The organism is Streptomyces sp. NPDC127084 (assembly GCF_042724175.1).
Lineage (GTDB): Bacteria > Actinomycetota > Actinomycetes > Streptomycetales > Streptomycetaceae > Streptomyces.
In genome coordinates, this window is sequence record NZ_JBHXFA010000086.1 from 13,039 (window position 1) to 33,055 (window position 20,017).

13 protein-coding genes and 1 pseudogene are annotated in these 20,017 nt (G+C 70.9%); 9 read left to right on the plus strand and 5 right to left on the minus strand.

The genetic code is table 11. The features are described 5' to 3' along the window. Positions 1–158: 158 nt before the first annotated feature. Together ACFWI9_RS20375 and ACFWI9_RS20380 are read right to left on the minus strand one after the other, a co-directional pair. Entirely contained in the window at positions 159–1,754 is a 1,596-nt protein-coding gene (locus tag ACFWI9_RS20375; RefSeq protein WP_387163885.1) for an NADH-ubiquinone oxidoreductase-F iron-sulfur binding region domain-containing protein, read from the minus strand. Further along, a complete protein-coding gene (locus ACFWI9_RS20380; RefSeq protein WP_387163886.1) occupies positions 1,751–3,514 on the minus strand; it encodes a hypothetical protein in 1,764 nt (587 codons plus the stop codon). Before ACFWI9_RS20380 ends, ACFWI9_RS20375 begins: the two co-directional genes overlap by 4 nt. A 497-nt stretch (positions 3,515–4,011) precedes the next feature. On the opposite strand from ACFWI9_RS20380, the gene leuS reads away from it, so the two are divergent. From leuS to ACFWI9_RS20405, 5 genes are all read left to right on the plus strand, one after another. After that, complete coding sequence (leuS, locus tag ACFWI9_RS20385) at positions 4,012–6,885, plus strand: leucine--tRNA ligase (RefSeq protein ID WP_387163887.1); 2,874 nt, start codon at positions 4,012–4,014, stop codon at positions 6,883–6,885. Positions 6,886–7,013: 128 nt separating this feature from the next. Next, positions 7,014–7,766 (plus strand): hypothetical protein, encoded by a 753-nt coding sequence (locus ACFWI9_RS20390; protein WP_387163889.1) that lies wholly within the window; start codon positions 7,014–7,016, stop codon positions 7,764–7,766. A gap of 328 nt (positions 7,767–8,094) precedes the next feature. Further along, a complete protein-coding gene (locus ACFWI9_RS20395; protein WP_387163891.1) occupies positions 8,095–8,940 on the plus strand; it encodes a DegV family protein in 846 nt (281 codons plus the stop codon). A gap of 395 nt (positions 8,941–9,335) precedes the next feature. Then, positions 9,336–10,157: a helix-hairpin-helix domain-containing protein gene (locus ACFWI9_RS20400; protein WP_387163893.1), complete on the plus strand. Its 822-nt coding sequence runs from the start codon at positions 9,336–9,338 to the stop codon at positions 10,155–10,157. Beyond that, on the plus strand, positions 10,154–12,631 hold the full coding sequence (locus ACFWI9_RS20405) for a ComEC/Rec2 family competence protein (protein WP_387163895.1): 2,478 nt from the start codon (positions 10,154–10,156) through the stop codon (positions 12,629–12,631). Before ACFWI9_RS20400 ends, ACFWI9_RS20405 begins: the two co-directional genes overlap by 4 nt. Here the strand turns inward: ACFWI9_RS20405 and ACFWI9_RS20410 are convergent. Continuing rightward, positions 12,628–13,083, minus strand: a complete 456-nt coding sequence (locus tag ACFWI9_RS20410; RefSeq protein ID WP_387163897.1) for a pyridoxamine 5'-phosphate oxidase — start codon at positions 13,081–13,083, stop codon at positions 12,628–12,630. The two genes, ACFWI9_RS20405 and ACFWI9_RS20410, sit on opposite strands and share 4 nt — an antisense overlap. A gap of 137 nt (positions 13,084–13,220) precedes the next feature. Between ACFWI9_RS20410 and ACFWI9_RS20415 the strand changes: the two genes are divergently transcribed. The 3 genes and pseudogenes from ACFWI9_RS20415 to holA form a co-directional block, all read left to right on the plus strand. Beyond that, positions 13,221–14,030, plus strand: a complete 810-nt coding sequence (locus tag ACFWI9_RS20415) for an arylamine N-acetyltransferase (protein WP_387163899.1) — start codon at positions 13,221–13,223, stop codon at positions 14,028–14,030. Between the two features lie 16 nt (positions 14,031–14,046). Further along, the gene (locus tag ACFWI9_RS20420) at positions 14,047–14,292 is read left to right on the plus strand and encodes a hypothetical protein (protein WP_387163901.1); all 246 of its coding nucleotides are present in this window, start codon (positions 14,047–14,049) and stop codon (positions 14,290–14,292) included. Between the two features lie 66 nt (positions 14,293–14,358). Then, positions 14,359–15,150 (plus strand): annotated as a pseudogene (gene holA / locus ACFWI9_RS20425) (DNA polymerase III subunit delta); the annotation flags it as partial. Positions 15,151–15,189: 39 nt separating this feature from the next. Here the strand turns inward: holA and tal are convergent. Beyond that, positions 15,190–16,308 carry a transaldolase gene (tal, locus tag ACFWI9_RS20430; protein ID WP_387163902.1) on the minus strand — a complete coding sequence of 373 codons (1,119 nt, stop codon included), beginning with the start codon at positions 16,306–16,308 and terminating at the stop codon, positions 15,190–15,192. 34 nt (positions 16,309–16,342) lie between these two features. Further along, complete coding sequence (gene tkt, locus ACFWI9_RS20435; protein ID WP_387163904.1) at positions 16,343–18,445, minus strand: transketolase; 2,103 nt, start codon at positions 18,443–18,445, stop codon at positions 16,343–16,345. 496 nt (positions 18,446–18,941) lie between these two features. Between tkt and ACFWI9_RS20440 the strand changes: the two genes are divergently transcribed. Beyond that, the gene (locus tag ACFWI9_RS20440; RefSeq protein ID WP_387163906.1) at positions 18,942–19,889 is read left to right on the plus strand and encodes a heme o synthase; all 948 of its coding nucleotides are present in this window, start codon (positions 18,942–18,944) and stop codon (positions 19,887–19,889) included. Positions 19,890–20,017 lie beyond the last annotated feature (128 nt).

The following is a 20,017-nucleotide window of genomic DNA, read 5'->3' on the forward strand; positions in this document are numbered from 1 at the left end:
GTGTCCCAGGCTCTCTGGGTCGATCCCAGGACCTGAGGCCCTGAGCCCGCGGCGCGGGCGGGCGGGGGGCCGAACCAAGGGCGCCCCAGGCGCCGCCTCCGGGGCCGCTGCCCCCGCGCCCCACCCCCCCCCCCGCCCCCCCTCTCTCTCATGTCCCGTCAACCCCGGCCGCTGCCAAGCGCCTTGGGCCCGGAACCGGAACTCGGCAGCTCCGGCCGCTGCTTCTGACGCCTTTCCGCGGGCGCCTGCTCAAGCCGGATCGCGAGCGCGGGACAGCGGCGCACGACACGCTGCGCCCGGCCCCGCAGATGCATCGGCACCGCGGCCTCCGCCACCGTGGGGAAGCCGTCGGGGCCCATACGGATCAGCTCGGGCACGATCTCGGCACAGATGCCGTGGCCCTTGCACAGAGTCCAGTCGATGGCGAGCTTCTCGCCGCTCGGGATCGACTCCTCCGCCTCCTCGTAGCCGGGCAGGGGCAGCGGCAGCACACCGGTCGTCTCACGGCCGCAGCCGCCGTGCAGGACGTGCGCCGCCAAATCGTCCGTGAACGCCGACAGGGTCGACGCGAAGAAGCGCGCGGAGCCGTCCGGGTGCTTGCACGCCCCGCGGCCCTTCACGGCCTGTGTGACCTCCCTCAGCGCCTCCAGGGCCGCCGGTCCGCCTCCGTTGATGACGTCGGAGAGCCCGCCGGCCGCCGCGGGCAGGCCCAGCTTGCAGGGACCGCACTGGCCGGCCGTCTCGGCCGCAAGCCAGTTGGCCACCCGCTGCGCCTCGCCGAGCGGGCAGGTCTCGGGGCCGATCGGCAGGATCGCACCGGCGCCCAGCGCACCCCCCACGTTGGCCAGCGACTCCCGCGAGATCACCGCGTCATGCGTGGCGGCGGCGTCGATCCAGTTGCCGTGGTAACCACCGGTCAGCACACCCTGGGGGACCGGCGGAGCGCCCGCGAGCTGAAGCACATAGCGCAACGGCACACCCGTCGGCACCTCCAGCACCATGGGGCGTGCGACTGCCCCGGACACCGTCAGCATCACGGTGCCCGGTTCGCTCTCCAAGCCCGAGTGGCAGTAGCGGCGGGCGCCGACGCGGGCGGCCACGGCGAGCTGCGCGAAGGTCTCGGCGTTCGACAGCAGCGTCGGCGCGCCGCCCACACCGGACTCGGCGGCGCGCTCACGCCTGCCAGGGGGGAGCGCTGGACCGCCGTTGATCGCCCGGATGATCGCTGAGGCCTCGCCGGAGACCATGCGCTCGGGGTTGCGCTGCACCCGCGCGCGCAGTGCCTGGCCGCGCCGATCCGACAGCCCCCGCTCGGCGAGCGCGGCACGCATCGAGACCTCGGTGGAGTTGCGGGTCACCGCCACGACCAGAGTCCGGGCGCCGAGCGCCTCGGCGGCGAGCAGGGCGCCGTCCAGGATCAGGTGGGGCGCCCGGTTGACCATCACCGTGTCCTTGCGGCACGCAGGCTCGTCCTCGCTGGCGTTGATCACCACGACGGGCCGCACACCTCGCCGGATGGCCGCCTTGGCCACAGCACGGAGCTTCTGATGGAACGGGAACCCCGCGCCGCCGCGGCCGCGCAGGGATATGTTCTCGGCCAGCTGAGCCAGCCGCTCCCCGGTCATGGGTTCGAGCGGACCGTGCACCTTCAGGTGCATCTGGAGGTCGAGGCGCTCGACCAGGTCGAAGCCCTGCGTCAGTTGGGGGAGGCCGACGACACGGACTTCGGGGACATCGGGGAGAGGGGCGTTCACGGTCGTTCTCCTGCGGGTGTGTTCCAGGGCTCCCCGGCCGTGGGCGGGTACAGCGGGCCGGGGGCTTGTTGCGTGTCGTCCAGCGACGTGCGGGGCGCGGACGGGTCGGCGTAGCCACCGCCCCCGATTCCGCTCCCGCTCCCGTAGGCGGAAGCGGCGCCATAGGGGTCGGTGTACTGCGGCGTGGCACCCGTCTCGTATGCCGGGATGCCGCCGGTGTCGTACGTGGCCGCACCGCCGCTGCCGCTGCCGTATGCCGGGATCCCACCGGTCTCGTAAGCGGGGGTCGAACCCGTGTTGTAGGTGGGCATGGAGCCGGTGTCGTACGTCGGGATGCCGCCGGTGTCATACGTCGGCACCGAACCCGTACCGGACCCGGTGCCGTAGGCCGGTATGGAACCGGTCCCGGTGTCGTACGCGGGTATGGAGCCGGTGTCGTACGGTGCGGCGTCGGCCGTCTCGTAGCGGGTGGCGGGGGCCGGTGGGGCGAAGGCCTGGCCGGGCGGCGCTGGAGACGGGGTCGGCCATGACTCGGGCCGCGGTCCGGACTCGTTGACGATGGGCAGTTCCTCGGTCATCGGGACCCGCTCGGCGAAGGGGACGTCGCCGGACGGTCCCGACGCGGCGGTGCCCGTGGTGCGAGCCGGTCCGTCGGCGGCCAGGGAGACGGCACGGTAGGCGGCAGATATCCCCGTACCCGGTCCCTCAGAGGGCAGCGGGCCGCGGGCCGCCGGGATGCCGCCCAGGAAGGACTCGGCGGAGGCCATGCCGGCGTCGGCCGACAGGGATCCCGATGGCGTCGCTTCGTACAGAGCGGGAGAGGGCGCGGGAATGCGCGGGGCGTCTCCGCGCGGTGGCGCGAGCGGCTGGCCGAGGGCGGCGGTGAGCGGTGATCCCAGAGGCTGGGCGGCGGGCCTGCCCAGCGCATCGTCCAGGCCCTCCGGGCGGCGGCGCGGGAACTCGCGCTCGAACTCCGCCCCCGGCCCGCTCCCGGCGGTGCCCGGCAGCGGTGAGGTGGAGAGGTCGCGCAGGGCCGCCTCGGGGGCTTCGGCCGCCGGGCGGTCGCCCCCCATCAGGGCCACGATGCGCTCCGCCACCTGCCGCTGGGTCTGACGCGGCAGCAGCCGCAGGGCGACGATCCCGACCACACCGGCGAGCGCCAGGCAGTACATCGCGGTCACCCAGGCGGCGGCGGGGCGACCCGCGTAGAGACCGTGCACGAGTGCGAAGCACCAGGCGGGGTAGGCGAGCATGTGCAGGGCCCGCCAACGCGCCGCGAGCTGGACGTTTCCGGCGAGCGCGCTGCGCGCGGCTCCTGTGGACGCGGCGACGACCATCAGCAGGCCGGCGAGCGAACCGAAGCCGATGAGGGCGGAGGTTCCTGTGACACCGAGACCGAACGGTACGAGCGCGCCTATCAGTGACACATGGCCGAGCGAAACCTTGACGGCGGCGTGCAGCAGCAGGAAACCGAGCGAGGCGGTCGCGGTGCCGCGGTGGATCCCCTGGGCCAGCAGCCGCTGGCGCGTGTTCAGGAGCAGCCGGTCCGTGGCGAGGAGGCCCCAGGCGACCGAGGCGGACAGCGACACCAGCGAGAGGACACCGGAGGCGAAGTCGAGCGCGGCGCGGAAGCTGTCGCTGCCGGTGATGGCGATCACGGGGAGGATGACAAGAGCGGCCACAATCAGTCCGCCCTGCACCTGGCGGCTGAGTCCCGGGTCTTGGCCGGGCGATGAGCGGATCTTGCTACGTGGGTTCATGGGGGCGACTCCGATGGTGCGGGAAAGCGGTCCCGTGGATCGCATGCTAGGTCGAGCCATACCAAGCAGTACGCACTTTGCTCGTTTAATGGTCAGTCCGACCGGCAACTGACTCTGGGGTTGCCCCGGAACAGGTCGATACGCCGAGTAACTCGAGGCCCGAAACCGCCCGCAAGTCGACTTGAGGGTGGCCGGAATCACGTTCCCCGGATGGCGAGATCACGATCACCGCAGGTGCACGGGCGAACGCTGCGTGTTCCTGGCGCCCGATGCGCCTCCCGGATTCACCTCCACGCCGGGTACGCACCCTGCGGTACCCTGACGCCATGCGTGCCGTACGCCGTCTGCTTAGCGGGCCGCGCTGACCAGTCCCGACCGGTGACTCATCCGGTCGGAGTCGGCGCGGCGTCCCCTCCTGTGTGAGGGGTTCTTTTGTTTGTGGGCACAGCCCGTTCCGGGACCGCCGGCAGAGACGATCGATGGAGCTTTAAGGGATCATGACCGAGACCAACACGGGTGCCGCCGAGGTAGCCGCACCGCACCGCTATACGGCGGCCATGGCCGCCGATATCGAGGCACGCTGGCAGGACTTCTGGGACGCCGACGGCACGTATGAGGCGCCCAACCCGAGCGGTGACCTGGCCGGGGACCCGGCGGTCGCCGCCCGCCCCAAGAAGTTCATCATGGACATGTTCCCGTATCCCTCGGGTGCGGGTCTGCACGTCGGTCACCCCCTCGGCTACATCGCCACCGACGTCTACGCCCGCCACCAGCGGATGACCGGTCACAACGTCCTGCACACCCTGGGCTTCGACGCCTTCGGCCTGCCCGCCGAGCAGTACGCAGTCCAGACCGGTACGCACCCGCGGGTCTCCACCGAGGCCAACATCGAGAACATGAAGGTCCAGCTGCGCCGACTGGGCCTGGGCCACGACAAGCGCCGGTCGTTCGCGACGATCGACCCGGACTACTACAAGTGGACCCAGTGGATCTTCACCCAGATCTTCGAATCCTGGTACGACCAGGACGCGAAGAAGGCCCGCCCGATCGCGGACCTGGTGGCGGAGTTCGAGAGCGGCGAGCGCACCACTCCGTCCGGAAGCCCCTGGAACGAACTGAGCACCGTCGAGCGCGCCGACGTCCTGAGCCAGTACCGCCTGGCGTACGCGTCGAACGCCCCGGTCAACTGGTGTCCCGGTCTGGGCACCGTGCTGGCCAACGAGGAGGTCACCGCCGACGGCCGCTCCGAGCGCGGCAACTTCCCCGTCTTCAAGGCCAACCTGCGCCAGTGGAACATGCGCATCACCGCCTACGCCGACCGGTTGCTGGACGACCTGGACGCGCTGGACTGGCCCGAGGCCATCAAGCTCCAGCAGCGCAACTGGATCGGCCGCAGCGAGGGCGCGCGCGTCGACTTCGCCGTTGAAGGCCACGACGGCTCGCCGGTCACGGTCTTCACCACCCGCCCCGACACCCTGTTCGGTGCGACCTACATGGTGCTGGCGCCCGAGCACGGCCTGATCGACACGATCCTGCCCGCCGAGTGGCCCCAGGACATCCCACAGGACGTCAGGGGGCTGTGGACGGGCGGTGCCGCGACGCCGGCCGAAGCCGTCGCCGCGTACCGCAAGCAGGCCCAGTCCAAGAGCGATGTCGAGCGCCAGACCGAACACAAGGACAAGACGGGTGTCTTCAGCGGCGCGTACGCCCTGAACCCCGTCACGGGCACCCGGACCCCGGTCTTCGTCGCCGACTACGTGCTGATGGGCTACGGCACCGGCGCCATCATGGCCGTACCCGGCCAGGACGAGCGCGACTGGGAGTTCGCCGAAGCCTTCGGCCTGCCGATCATCCGGACCGTGCAGCCGCCGGACGGCTGGGAGGGCGAGGCCTTCACCGGCCAGGGCCCGGCCGTCAACTCCTCGAACGACGAGATCTCGCTGGATGGCCTGGGCGTCGCCGAGGCCAAGTCCAAGATCATCGCTTGGCTGACTGATCGCGGCATCGGCGAGGGGACCATCAACTTCCGACTGCGTGACTGGCTGTTCAGCCGTCAGCGCTACTGGGGCGAGCCGTTCCCCATCGTCTACGACGAGGACGGGGTCGCCCACGCGCTGCCCGAGTCGATGCTGCCCCTGGAACTGCCCGAGGTCGACGACTACGCGCCGCGGACGTTCGAGCCCGACGACGCCGACACCCAGCCCGAGACCCCGCTGTCGCGGAACGAGGAATGGGTCGAGGTCGAGCTGGACCTGGGCCGGGGCGAAGGGGTCAAGCGCTACCGCCGCGAGACCAACACCATGCCCAACTGGGCGGGTTCCTGCTGGTACGAGCTGCGCTACCTGGACCCGCACAACGAGCAGCGGCTGGTCGACCCGGCGATCGAGCAGTACTGGATGGGCCCGCGCGAAGGACAGCCGCACGGCGGCGTCGACCTGTACGTCGGCGGTGCCGAGCACGCCGTGCTGCACCTGCTGTACGCGCGCTTCTGGTCCAAGGTGCTGTTCGACCTGGGACACGTCTCGTCCGTCGAGCCGTTCCACAAGCTGTTCAACCAGGGCATGATCCAGGCGTACGTCTACCGGGACAGCCGCGGCTTCCCGGTGCCGGCCGCGGAGGTCGAGGAGCGGGACGGGAAGTTCTTCTTCGACGGTGAGCCCGTCAAGCGCGAGCTGGGCAAGATGGGCAAGTCGCTGAAGAACGCCGTCACCCCGGACGAGATCGCCGCGGAGTACGGCGCGGACACCCTGCGCTTGTACGAGATGGCGATGGGGCCGCTGGACGTCTCCCGGCCGTGGGACACGCGTGCCGTCGTCGGTCAGTACAGGCTGCTCCAGCGTCTGTGGCGCAATGTCGTGGACGAGGCGACCGGCGAGGTCACCGTCGTGGACGCCGAGCCCGACGAGACGACGCTGCGCGCGCTGCACAAGGCGATCGACGGCGTCACTCAGGACATGGCGGCGCTGCGCTTCAACACCGCCATCGCGAAGATCACCGAGCTGAACAACCACCTGACCAAGACGGGCGGCCCCGTGGCGCGGTCGGTCGCGGAACGGCTGGTCCTGCTGGTCGCTCCGCTGGCCCCGCATATCGCGGAAGAGCTGTGGCACCGCCTGGGGCACACCGAGTCCGTGGTCCACCAGGACTTCCCGCTCGCCGACCCCGCTTACGCGGTGGACGAGGCGGTCACCTGCGTGGTGCAGATCAAGGGCAAGGTCAAGGCGCGCATCGAGGTCCCGCCGTCGATCACGGACGCGGACCTGGAGGCCCTGGCGATGGGGCATGAAGCCGTGGTCGCGGCCCTGGACGGTGCCGGGATCCGCAAGGTGATCGTGCGGGCACCGAAGCTGGTGAACATCGTCACCGCTTAGGCCCCGGCGGGTCCGCGAGGACCCTGGAGTATCCCCTAAGGGCAGGTTGGGGGTTCCCATGGAACCCCCGGCCTGCCCTCTCCGTTTACCTTGGGAGTACACACCGCATACGAACCGGAGGGCGTCTCGTGCTGGAAGTCATCGTCATCCTGGCGCTGCTCTTCGTCGCTTTCGTGGCGCTCGGGGTGTACGTGAGCGTGAAGGCGGTCGGCGCGGCCAAGCGGGGCGTGGACCGTACGATCAGCCAGGCCAGGCGCACGGTGGAGGACACCACGCTCCGTGCGAGGAGTCTCGGGCAAGTCGGTGTCGCCGGTGAGCTGGCCCAGCTGCGGCTGCGGCTGCGCACTTCGATGAAGGCCACCCAGGACGCGCTGCACGCGGGGGTGGCCGAGGACGCCTCCTTGAAGGAGTCGATCGGGCTCTTCCAGCGGCTGAGCGCGCATGGTCATGAGCTGGACGACCAGCTTCGCCGACTGGAGCGGGAGCCTGACCGGAACCGCGTCACGCGCCAGCTGCCCGAGCTGCGCGAGCGCGTAAAGCAGATCACGGACTCGGCGGACGCGCTCCGCTGGGCCGCCAGGGATCGTGCCCAGGCGTTCGCAGCGGAGGATCTGGCCGCGCTGAGCGCACAGATCGACGTGGAGGCGGGCGCACTGCGCGACTGGTCACGGACGGAACCGGACTGGTCGGTGGTGGACCTGGCCGATACTGCTGCCGAGCCGCGGGCGTCCGCGCCTGACCCGGGCGCGGCGCGACAGGAGCCGGCCGACCACCGGGGCGCGGACGGCGGCGAGCAGCCTCCGCAGGCGCTCACGGGGCGGGATCCGAGGCAGCAGCCGTACTCATGGCAGAAGTCTCCGCGTCCGGAGGCGACGAACTAAGGGCTCTTGGTCCGAAGGGACTGGGGAGACTCCATGCCGGGCCGGGCGTCTCGACGGGCCGACCCCGGCTGGCTCGGGACTACGCCTTCTCCGGGTGACCGGTGCCCGGCTGCCGCTGCGCCTGTGCCCTCTCCACAGCGACCGTGAGGTCTCCGGTGGCGGAACCGGGAGACATGATCCGGCGTACAGCCCGACTCGCCAAGCCCGGACAGAGCCGCGGACCGTCCCTCGAAGACGACCGGCGGCCCCCAGGATTCGCGGAGTAGAACGGCGGGGCTGGGCGGGGTCGGGCTGCCACGCGGCGTCCCCTGCGGGTAACCTCCCGCTCATGTCCCGCCATGTCGCGATCGTCACCGATTCCACGGCCTACCTGCCGCCGCAGACGATGGAGCGGCACCGCATCACGGCGGTACCACTGACCGTGGTCCTCGGTGACCAGGCGCTTGAAGACGGCACCGAACTCTCGGCGCGATCACTTGCCCTCGCCCTGCAGAAACGGCGACCGGTGACGACTTCGCGGCCGAGTCCGGAGACATTCGCCGCCGCCTACCGCGCCACGGCTGAGGCCGGGGCGACCGGAATCGTTTCTCTGCATCTGTCCTCCGAATTCTCCGGGACCTACGACGCCGCGGTGCTGGCAGCGCGTGACGCCCCCGTCCCGGTGCGGGTGGTGGACACCCGCATGGTGGCGATGGCCCTCGGCTTCTGCGCCCTCGCGGCAGCGGATGCCGCAGACGCGGGCGGCACACTGGACGAGGCCGTGGCGGCCGCCGAGAAGCGCGCGGCGGCCACATCGGCCCACTTCTACGTCGACACCCTCGAATACCTGCGCCGAGGAGGCCGCATCGGCGCCGCGCAGGCGCTGCTCGGCTCGGCTCTGGCGGTGAAGCCGCTGCTCCAGCTCGACGGCGGCAGGATCGAACTGCTGGAGAAAGTCCGTACGGCGTCCAGGGCGATCGCTCGTCTTGAGGAGATCGCGGCCGAACGAGCCGGCACGGGGCATGTGGACATCGCGGTGCACCACCTCGCCGCTCCGGAAAGGGCATCGGCGCTCGCGGAGCGGCTTCGGGAGCGGGTGCCGAACCTCGCCGAGCTTCACGTCAGCGAAGTCGGGGCGGTGATCGGCGCACATACCGGGCCGGGTTTGCTGGGGGCAGTGGTCTCACCCCGGTAGTTCGCCCGTACGAGTGGCGGAGTTATCCACAACGGACCGCTTGTCCACCGGATTTGAGGCCGCTCGGCGGGGATCCGCGGATGTGCCTACCGTCAGGTGGCATGACACAGCGATCACGTTCCGCGACCAGCGGCCCGGGCCGCGCCCCGGGTTCGGACGGCCGGGTCCGCGGCAGTCGGCACCGATGGCGCACCGGGCGCCCGCCGGTGCCCGTGCGGACGGCGCGGTCCGTCGCGCCGGCCGCTGCGGTGCCGAAGCCCCGGTATGCGGCTGACTTCGGCTCAGTAGATCCCGCGTCAGCGGCCTTCCTCGGCCCGGTCGGTTCCCCGGCCCCGGCCCCGGCCCCAGCGGCTGCGGTGCGCCGGCGAGCGGAGGCGCTGTTCACTCGGCCTGAGGTGTCCTCGGCGGAAGCCCTGCCGCCCGTGGCCAGGACACCTGGCGCCCATCCGACACAGGAACCCGCCGAAGCCGAACCATCGACAGCAAGGCCTGCGGCACAGACGGGCGTACGAAGGCGGCATGCCCTGCGGCAGCGGCTGCCGCTGTGGATCCGGCTCCGATGCGGGCTGGAGCCGAGAGCGCTCGCGGCGCTCGTGATCGCTCTCGTGGCCGCGATGGGCTTCGCCGCCCACCACTTCTGGATCGGGCGGCCGGAAACGGTGCACGCGCCGCAGCTCGTCGGGGACAGCCGCACCACCCTGCCAGTGCTCCAGAGCCTGGAGCCCAGATTGTCCCGCGGCATTCGGCCCGCCCCCGGGAGCGGCGACGCGCCGCGGATCGTGGTCGACGTCAGCGGCAAGGTGCACAGACCGGGAGTGCTCCAACTACCCGCTGGTTCGCGGGTGGCCGACGCGCTGCGTGCGGCGGGCGGTGTGAAGTCCGGTACCGACCTCACCGGGCTGAACCGTGCCCGTGTCCTCATCGACGGTGAGCAGGTGGTCGTCGGTGCAACCCCACCACCTGGCGTGCCCACCGCCGGTCAGCCGGGCGTGGCCGACGCGGGCACTCCGGGCGGACCCGGCGCGGTTCCGCTCAGCCTGAATTCCGCGACCGTTGCGCAGCTCGACAGACTGCCGGGAGTCGGTCCGGTACTCGCCCAGCACATCGTCGACTACCGCACCGAGCACGCCGGCTTCCGCTCTGTGGACGAGCTCCGCGAGGTCAAGGGGATCGGTGACCGCAGGTTCGCGGAGCTGAGCGCCCTGGTGCGGCCGTGACACGCCCCGCCGTAGCGGCAGACCCGGAGCGGTCGGGCCCGGTCGATCTCCGGCTGGTCCTTCCCGCGCTCGCCACCTGGGGAGCCGCGGCTGCCAGCCTCACAGCACGCCCACCCTGGCCGGGGACCGTGGCCGTGCTGTGCCTAACAGTGGCGGGACTGCTCATTGTCCCGGTGTGCCTGGCCGCCGTACGGGCCCGGACGCCGCGGATTTCCGGCATCTCCGGGAACCGGGTGGCGGCTGCCGCCGTCCTGGTGTGCGCTGCGGCGGGGGCGGCGGCAGGCGGCCTGCGCGGGGCCGACCTTCACCGGGGGCCCGTTCCGGAAGCGGCGGGCCGGTACGACCGGCTCACGGCCGAGGTGACGGTCGCCGGTGATCCGCGCACGATCCGCCCCCGGGTCCAGACGCCCCATACAGCGGAACAAACCATCGCGCTGGACGCGGAGACCACCAGGGTCATCGGGCCGGACGGAACAGCGGTGGCGACACGGGCACCGGTCCTGGTCATCACCAGACCGGGACCGTCCGCTGCCCAGTGGCTGCGCCTGCTGCCCTCGACACGACTCCGGCTGGCGGCCCGCGCGGAGCCGCCGGACGGCGGCGACGGGAGGTACGCCGCGGTCCTGAGGGTACGGGCCCCTGGACCGCCCGTGGTCACCGCTCAGCCGTCCGCGATCCAGCACACGGCGGGGACGCTGCGCGCCGGGCTCCGCCGCGCGACCGACGGGCTCGGTCCGGACGCCCGCGCACTGCTCCCCGGGCTTGTCGTCGGAGACACCTCGCGGATCGGATCCGAACTGCACGACGCCTTCACGGCCACCGACCTCACACATCTTCTGGCCGTTTCAGGAAGCAACCTCACTCTGGTGCTGTGCGTGCTCGTCGGGCCGCCCGGCAGAGCGCTCCTGGCGGAGCGCGGAGGCCTCGCCCCACGACTCGGGCTGTCCCTGCGGACGACGGCCCTGACCGGCGCGGTGCTCACCCTCGGGTTCGTCGTCGTGTGCCGACCGGAGCCCAGCGTGCTGCGGGCGGCGGTCTGCGGGCTTATCTCGCTGCTCGCCATCGGCACCGGCCGCCGACGATCGCTGATCCCAGCGCTGGCCGCAGCCGTACTGCTGCTGGTGCTCTACGACCCGAGGCTCGCCCGCACCTACGGCTTCCTGCTCTCCGTGCTCGCCACGGGGGCGCTGCTCACCATCGCCCCGCGCTGGAGCGACGCCCTGCGCCGCCGGGGACTGCCCGGGCGGCTCGCGGAGGCGCTCGCCGCCGCCGGCGCGGCACAGTTGCTCTGCGCTCCGGTCGCGGTGGTTTTCGCGGCCCGCGTCAGCCTGGTGGCGATCCCCTGCAACCTGCTGGCCGAGCTCGCTGTCGCGCCCGCCACGGTCCTCGGTTTCGCCACGCTCGCCATGGCTCCGGTGGCCATACCGGTCGCGGAGGGACTGGCCTGGTGCGCCGGAGTACCCGCCGAGTGGATCGCGGGTGTCGCCCGCCTCGGCGCGGCACTCCCCGGAGCCGAGATCGACTGGCCCGGAGGGTGGCGGGGCGGGCTTCTGCTCGCGGCGGTGGGTGGACTGGCGGTCCTGGCGGTCCGGGTGCTGGCCCGCCGCGCCTGGGCCCTCTGGGCCTGCGCCCTGATGATGGTGCTCGCGGTGGTCAGGCCCGCCCCGCTGACCAGGATGGTCACGGGGTGGCCACCGTCGGACTGGGCGTTCGCGATGTGCGACGTGGGCCAGGGCGATGCCACCGTGATCGCCGCCGGCAGGGGCACGGCCGTGGTCGTGGACGCCGGTCCGGATCCGAAACTGGCCGACCGGTGTCTGATCGAGCTGGGCATCACCCGGATCCCGCTTCTACTGCTGACGCACTTTCACGCCGACCATGTCGCGGGGCTGGCCGGGGTCCTCCGCGGCAGGTCTGTCGGCATGGTGCAGACCACGCCCTATGAAGAGCCCGCGGACCAGGCGGCGTTCGTCCGGCGCACTTCCGCTCGGGAAGGGGTGCCGCTGGTGCACGCGGTACCGGGGGAGCGGCGCAGGTTGGGACGGCTGGACTGGCGCGTGCTGTGGCCGCCCGCAGCCCCCGGGCCTCCGCCGGACGGGCCCAATGACGCCAGCGTCGCCTTGTATGTACGGGCAGCCGATGGCCCCTCGCTGCTCCTGCTCGGCGATCTGGAACCGCCCGCTCAACGACGGCTCATACGCGGGCTCCCCGACCTTCCCCCGACGGATGTCCTCAAGGTCGCCCATCACGGCTCCGCCTTTCAGCACGCCGGTCTGCTGGCGGGAGCCCGGCCGCGCCTCGCACTCATCAGCTGCGGCAGGGACAACCGCTACGGGCACCCCTCAGCACGCACGATCAGTGCTCTGCGGGCCAACGGCGCCACCGTGCTCCGTACGGACGAGGACGGGGCGATCGCCGTGACCGGCGCGGGCAGGAAGCTGCGCGCAGTGCTGCGTGGCCCGGACAGGACCTAGTCCAGCCACCGGCCTTCGCGCATGAGCAGTCGTTCCGGCAGCTCGTTCACCTCGCGCCAGGCCTTCACCACGACAGGAGTGAATCTGATGTACACCCAAGACTCCCGGTCCCGTGGGTCCCAGTCGAGCTTCGCCGCGAACGCGTCGGCCGACTCCTTCGCGAGATCGCGGCCTTCGACGAGATCCCCGGTGGCCTCGACGTGGACCACGTCCCTGGTACGGCCGATGGTCACCACGGCTCGTCCCTGGAGTCTCACGTTGACCGCGGTCGGGTTGGCCCGGCGTGTGGCCATCAGCAGGGTGCCGCGCTCCCATACGAACGACAGCGGTACGAGGCAGGGATCATCGGACGGCGAGGCCGTGGCGACCCAGGCGTCCTCGTCGTCTGCGAGCCGCTTCAGGACATCCTGCCGGCGCTGGCTCCGACTGCGTGCCGGCTCTGTGCTCGTCATGGCGCACAAGCTAGGCGGCCCACCTGGTGTGCCACTTCCGGCGAGGGCCCGATACCGGTCTGGTCCGACGGACCCAGGACCCTGCCTAGGACCAACAGTGCATGGCGTACGGGTGGGCCGGTGGCGAGACTGGCTCCATGGACACGACCCAGCCGACGCCGCCGGAGACCATCGACGCCTATCTCCGCCGTATCGGAGCCACTCGCCCCGAGCGGCTGGACGCCGGGGCTCTGCGCGGGCTACAGCACCGGCACCTGCTCGCAGTGCCCTTCGAGAACCTCTCGATGCATCTGGGCGAGGACATCGTCCTGGAGGACAAGCCCCTCCTGGACAAGGTGGTGCAGGCCCAGCGGGGCGGCTTCTGCTACGAACTCAACGGAGCCTTCGCGGTGTTGCTGAGCGCTCTGGGCTTCGGGGTCACCCTGCTCCAGGCCCGGACGTTCGGAAAGGACGGCCGGCTGGGGATTCCCTACGACCATCTCACGCTGCGCGTCGAGACCGAGGACGGCAGCGGGCCCTGGTTCGCGGATGTCGGGTTCGGCGACCACAGTCGGTATCCCCTGCTGGTGGAGGAACGCGGCGACCAGCCGGACCCTGCAGGCACCTTCCGGGTCGCCGAGGCACCCGATGGCGATCTCGACGTGCTGCGGGACGGCAAGCCGCAGTTCCGGGTGGACCCGCGGCCGCGTGTGCTGACCGACTTCGCAGCCGGTGCCTGGTACCACCGCACCTCACCCGCCTCGCACTTCACCCAGTCCCTCGTCTGCTCCCTGCTCACCGAGGACGGGCGGATCACACTGACCGGCCGGAAGCTGGTGACGACGGTGCACGGGGTGCGCGAGGAGCGGCAGCTCGGGAACGACGCCGAGGTGCTGGCCGCCTACCGGGATCACTTCGGAGTCGCGCTCCGCCAAGTCCCGCAGGTGGGCGGGCGCGGCTCCCGGTGAGCGGCACAATGTTCCGGTGGACGACGTGAGACATGTGCTGGTGCTGCCCGACCGCGACGCGGCCGAGGAGGTTATCGAGGCCATAGGTGAGCACTTCGGTGTACGTGACGAGCCCCAGCTGGTCAGGGACGCGCTGGCGGGCGAGGACGACGCCGAGGACGCCCAGTGGCTGGTGGTCGTAGAGGACCCTGACGGGCGTCTGGACGCGGCCGAGCTGGATGGTTTCGTCGCGGACTGGGACGGCTGGCGCGAAGAGTCGTAGCCTCCGGCTCGTCAGCGCATCGGTGGCTCGCTGCGATGTCGGTGCCCCGTGCGATGCTGGTCGGCGATGGCCACCAGGAAGAACACCAACGACGACCCGCTCGCCCCGGTCACGATCGCCGTGGGCCAGGAGGATCTGCTGCTGGACCGTGCCGTGCGGCAGGTCGTCGCGGCAGCCAGAGCGGCCGACGCCGACACCGACGTGCGCGACCTCCGCCCGGACCAGGTCCAGCCCGGCACCCTCGCCGAACTGACGAGCCCCTCGCTCTTCGCCGAGCGCAAGGTCGTCGTCGTACGCGACGCTCAGGATCTGTCCACGGACACGATCAAGGACGTCAAGGCGTATCTCGACGGGCCGGTGGAGGAGATCACGCTGGTCCTGCTGCACGCGGGCGGGGCGAAGGGGAAAGGTCTGCTCGACGCGGCGCGCAAGGCGGGAGCGCGTGAGGTCGCCTGCCCCAAGACGACCAAGCCGGCGGAGCGGCTGACGTTCGTGCGGTCCGAGTTCCGGAGCCTCGGCCGGTCGGCGACGCCCGAAGCCTGCCAGACGCTGGTAGACGCCATCGGCAGCGACCTACGCGAGCTCGCCAGCGCGGTGGCACAGCTCGTGGCGGACGTCGATGGCACGATCGACGAGGCCGTTGTCGGGCGCTACTACACGGGGCGCGCCGAGGCATCCAGCTTCACCGTCGCCGACCGTGCGGTCGAGGGGCGGGCGGCAGAGGCTCTGGAGGCGCTGCGATGGTCGCTGTCGACCGGCGTCGCTCCGGTGCTGATCACCAGCGCACTCGCGCAGGGAGTGCGGGCGATCGGCAAGCTGTCGTCCGCCCCGGGGGGGCGGCCCGGCGGTCGGGGGCGTCACGGAGCGGATTCGCTCCGTGTGCGGGAGTCAAGATGCTCAGCCCTCCGAAGGCGCGAGGCGGTCGAGCTCCGCCTGCGTCGACTTGAGCAGGTCGTTCCAGGCCGCCTCGAACTTCTCGACGCCCTCGTCCTCGAGCAGCTGCACCACGTCGTCGTACGAGATCCCGACCTTCGCGAGCGCGTCGAGCTCGGCACGCGACTGCTCGTAGGTGCCGCGCACCGTGTCACCGGTGATCTGCCCGTGGTCCGCCGTCGCCTGGAGTGTGGCCTCCGGCATGGTGTTCACCGTGCCCGTGGCGACCAGCTCGTCCACGTACAGCGTGTCCTTGTAAGCCGGGTCCTTGACGCCGGTCGAGGCCCACAGCGGACGCTGCTTGTTGGCGCCCGCCTTGTCCAGCGCGGTCCAGCGCGCGGAGGCGAACACCTCCTCGTAAGCCTCGTAGGCGAGGCGGGCGTTGGCGAGTGCCGCCTTGCCGCGCAGCTCCTTGGCCTCGTCCGTGCCGAGCGCGTCGAGGCGCTTGTCGATCTCGGTGTCCACCCGGGACACGAAGAACGACGCCACCGAACGGATCTTCGACAGGTCGAGTCCGGCGGCCTTCGCCTTCTCCAGGCCGGCGAGATAGGCGTCCATCACCTCGCGGTAGCGCTCCAGCGAGAAGATCAGCGTGACGTTGACGCTGATGCCCTGCCCGATGACCTCGGTGATCGCCGGCAGACCGGCCTTCGTCGCCGGGATCTTGATGAACGTGTTCGGACGGTCCACCAGCCAGGCGAGCTGCTTGGCCTCCGCGATGGTCGCCGCGGTGTTGTGCGCGAGCCGCGGGTCCACCTCGATCGACACCCGGCCGTCCTGCCCGCCGGTGGCGTCGAACACCGGACGAAGTACGTCGGCCGCGTCCCGGACGTCGGCCGTCGTGATCATCCGCAGGGCTTCCTCGACCGTCAGCTTGCGTACCGCCAGGTCGGCGAGCTGCTGCTCGTAACCGTCACCGGACGAGATCGCCTTCTGGAAGATCGACGGGTTGGTGGTGACACCCACCACGTGCTGCTGGTCGATCAGCTCGGCGAGGTTGCCGGAGGTGATCCGCTTGCGCGACAGGTCGTCGAGCCAGATCGCCACGCCCTCGTCGGAGAGGCGCTTGAGTGCGTCTGTCATGGGAATTGCATCTCCTACTGGTCGTATACCGGCGTCAGCGCCCGGCGGCGTCGATCGATTCCCGGGCGGCGGCGGCCACCGCCTCCGGGGTGAAGCCGAACTCGCGGAACAGCAGCTTGCCGTCCGCCGACGCACCGAAGTGCTCCAGCGAGACGATCCGCCCGGCGTCGCCCACGTACCGGTGCCAGGTCAGGCCGACGCCGGCCTCGACGGCGACCCGGGCCTTCAGCGACGGCGGCAGCACGCTGTCCTTGTACGTCTGCTCCTGCTCCTCGAACCACTCGGTGGACGGCATCGAGACCACCCGGGTCGGGGTGCCCGCGGCCTGGAGCTGCTCGCGCGCCTCCACCGTGAGGTGCACCTCGGAGCCGGTGGCGATCAGCACCACCTCGGCGTCCGCGGCCTGTCCGTCCGGGCCCTCGGCCTCGAACATGACGTAACCGCCCTTGGCCGCGTCCTCGTTGGGCTCGTACGTCGGCACACCCTGGCGGGTCAGCGCCAGGCCGTGCGGGGTGCCCACACCGAACTCCTTCGTCCAGCGCCGCAGGATCTCCCGCCAGGCGATGGCCGTCTCGTTGGCGTCGGCGGGGCGCACGATGGACAGACCGGGGATCGCGCGCAGCGAGGCGAGCTGCTCGATGGGCTGGTGGGTCGGGCCGTCCTCGCCCAGACCGATCGAGTCATGCGTCCAGACGTACGTCACCGGCAGGTGCATCAGCGCGGACAGCCGCACCGCGTTGCGCATGTAGTCGGAGAACACCAGGAAGGTGCCGCCGTAGACGCGGGTGTTGCCGTGCAGCGTGATGCCGTTCATCACGGCCGCCATCGCGTGCTCGCGGATGCCGAAGTGGATCGTCCGGCCGTAGGGGTTCGCCTCCGGCAGCGGGTTGCCCTTCGGCAGGAAGGACGAGGAGTTGTCGATGGTGGTGTTGTTCGAACCGGCCAGGTCTGCGGAGCCGCCCCACAGCTCGGGGATGACACCGCCCAGAGCCTGGAGCACCTTGCCGGACGCGGCACGGGTCGCGACGCCCTTGCCGGCCTCGAACACCGGGAGCTTCTCCTCCCAGCCGGCCGGCAGCTCGCCCGCGCGGACTCGGTCGAACTCGGCGGCGCGCTCCGGGTTGGCGGCCCGCCACTCGGCGAACCCCTTCTCCCACTCCTCGCGCGCGTCACGGCCCCGGTCCAGGGCCTTGCGGGTGTGCCCGATCACCTCGTCGGAGACCTCGAAGGTCTGCTCGGGGTCGAAACCGAGTACCCGCTTGGTGGCCGCGACCTCGTCGTCGCCGAGCGCCGAGCCGTGCGAGGCCTCGGTGTTCTGGGCGTTCGGGGCCGGCCAGGCGATGATCGAACGGGCCGCGATGAAGGAAGGCCGCTCGGTCTCCTCCTGAGCAGCCTTCAGCGCGCGGTACAGACCGGCCGGGTCCAGGTCGCCGCTCGGCAGCTGCTCCACACGCTGCACATGCCAGCCGTACGACTCGTACCGCTTCAGGGTGTCCTCGGAGACCGCGGTCTCCGTGTCGCCCTCGATGGAGATGTGGTTGTCGTCCCACAGCAGCACCAGGTTGCCCAGCTTCTGGTGCCCGGCCAGCGCGGACGCCTCGTGGGAGATGCCCTCCTGGAGGCAGCCGTCGCCCGCGATAGCCCAGATGGTGTGGTCGAACGGAGAGGTGCCGGGCGCCGCGTCCGGGTCGAACAGACCGCGCTCGTAACGGGCGGCCATCGCCATTCCCACGGCATTGGCGACACCCTGGCCCAGCGGCCCCGTGGTGGTCTCGACGCCGACGGTGTGGCCGTACTCCGGGTGCCCCGGGGTCTTGGAGCCCCAGGTGCGGAACGCCTTCAGATCGTCCAGCTCCAGGCCGTAGCCGGCCAGGTAGAGCTGGATGTAGAGAGTCAGGCTGGAGTGGCCTGCGGAGAGGACGAACCGGTCACGGCCGGTCCAGTCCGCGTCGGCGGGGTCGTGCCGCATCAGCTTCTGGAAGAGGACGTACGCCGCGGGGGCCAGGCTCATGGCCGTACCGGGATGGCCGTTGCCGACCTTCTGTACGGCGTCAGCGGCGAGGACACGGACGGTGTCCACGGCCCGCTGGTCCAATGCGGTCCACTCGAGATCTGTGGTGGTCGGCTTGGTGCTCACCCTGGGTCAGGGCTCCTCTCCACATGTTCGGGTCCCGGTGACTGAACGGGTGTACCGGGCGTTGTCGAGCCTACCCTCGCAGCAGCGGGCGTCCTTTCGAGAGCACGTCTCTCCCCTCGGACAGCGCCGGTCTTCCCTCCGGTGCCGCCACTGCCAGGGTGCGCTCACGGCCCGGACTTCGCCTCCTGTCGGTGCTCGGCTCGATGACCGGCGGTCTCCGCTCCGGTGATCGGTTCGTGTCCGGTTCGGTGTCCGGTCACGTCGACGGGTCGCCTCGTTCGGTCTCAGGTCACGTCGACGGGTCACGTCAATCGGTGAATACGCGGCATCGCCCCGGACCGCTCAACACGACCCCACCCCCGCGAAGATCGGCATGCGGCCAACGTCTAGAGTGGCGTGGTACGCGCGAGCCTCCACGGGTGTCCATGCCCCCGCAACCACCGGGTGCGGGAGGCGTCCTCGTGGGCTCGCTGGGAATTCTCTGTCAGGGGTGTGCGTGACGGCCGTCGAGTCCCGGCCCGCAGGGGCCGTCTTGACCACCGGTCCAAGGGGCCATCGGCCATTCGGGGCCCGCGTCAAGGCATTCGTGGCGCTCACCAAGCCGCGGATCATCGAGCTGCTGCTGATCACCACGGTCCCCGTGATGTTCCTGGCCGCCCAGGGGGTACCGGACCTCTGGCTGGTGGTGGCGACCTGCGTCGGAGGCTATCTCTCCGCCGGCGGCGCCAACGCGCTCAACATGTACATCGACCGCGACATCGACGCGCTGATGGACCGCACATCGCAGCGTCCGCTGGTCACCGGGATGGTCTCGCCCCGTGAGGGTCTGGTCTTCGGCCTCACCCTGGCGGTGGTCTCCACCCTCTGGTTCGGACTGCTCGTCAACTGGCTGTCCGCGGCGCTCGCGCTCGGCGCGCTCCTCTTCTATGTCGTCGTCTACACGATGCTGCTGAAGCGGCGTACCGCGCAGAACATCGTCTGGGGCGGCATCGCGGGCTGCATGCCCGTGCTCATCGGCTGGTCCGCCGTCACCAACTCGATGTCATGGGCGGCGGTCATCCTCTTCCTGGTCATCTTCTTCTGGACGCCGCCGCACTACTGGCCGCTGTCGATGAAGGTCAAGGAGGACTACGCCCGCGTCGGCGTGCCGATGCTCCCCGTGATCGCCTCCAACAGGGTGGTCGCCCGCCAGATCGTCATCTACAGCTGGGTGATGGTCGCGGTCTCGCTGCTGCTCACCCCGCTCGGCTACACCGGCTGGTTCTACACGGCGGTGGCGCTGGCCACCGGCGGCTGGTGGCTGTGGGAGGCGCACGCCCTCCAGAGCCGGGCGAAGTCCGGTGCCACGGGCGGGAAGCTCAAGGAGATGCGCCTCTTCCACTGGTCGATCACCTATGTGTCGCTGCTGTTCGTGGCGGTGGCCGTGGACCCGTTCCTGCGGTAGTCACACCAGGTCCCGTCCTTGGCGATGCGGACCTAGCTGTACTGCCCAGGGACGTTGGTCAACCTGGTGATGGGTGGTTTGCCGCCGGTTGCGGTGTGGGGGCGGTGGTGATTGTAGTGATGGAGCCA

Excerpts from the sequence above, each read along its gene's own strand:
- ACFWI9_RS20415 (WP_387163899.1), top strand. The coding sequence starts at position 13,221 with ATGGACACGACCCAGCCGACGCCGCCGGAGACCATCGACGCCTATCTC.
- leuS (WP_387163887.1), top strand. The coding sequence starts at position 4,012 with ATGACCGAGACCAACACGGGTGCCGCCGAGGTAGCCGCACCGCACCGC.
- ACFWI9_RS20410 (WP_387163897.1), bottom strand. The coding sequence starts at position 13,083 with ATGACGAGCACAGAGCCGGCACGCAGTCGGAGCCAGCGCCGGCAGGAT.
- tal (WP_387163902.1), bottom strand. The coding sequence starts at position 16,308 with ATGACAGACGCACTCAAGCGCCTCTCCGACGAGGGCGTGGCGATCTGG.
- ACFWI9_RS20380 (WP_387163886.1), bottom strand. The coding sequence starts at position 3,514 with ATGAACCCACGTAGCAAGATCCGCTCATCGCCCGGCCAAGACCCGGGA.
- ACFWI9_RS20395 (WP_387163891.1), top strand. The coding sequence starts at position 8,095 with ATGTCCCGCCATGTCGCGATCGTCACCGATTCCACGGCCTACCTGCCG.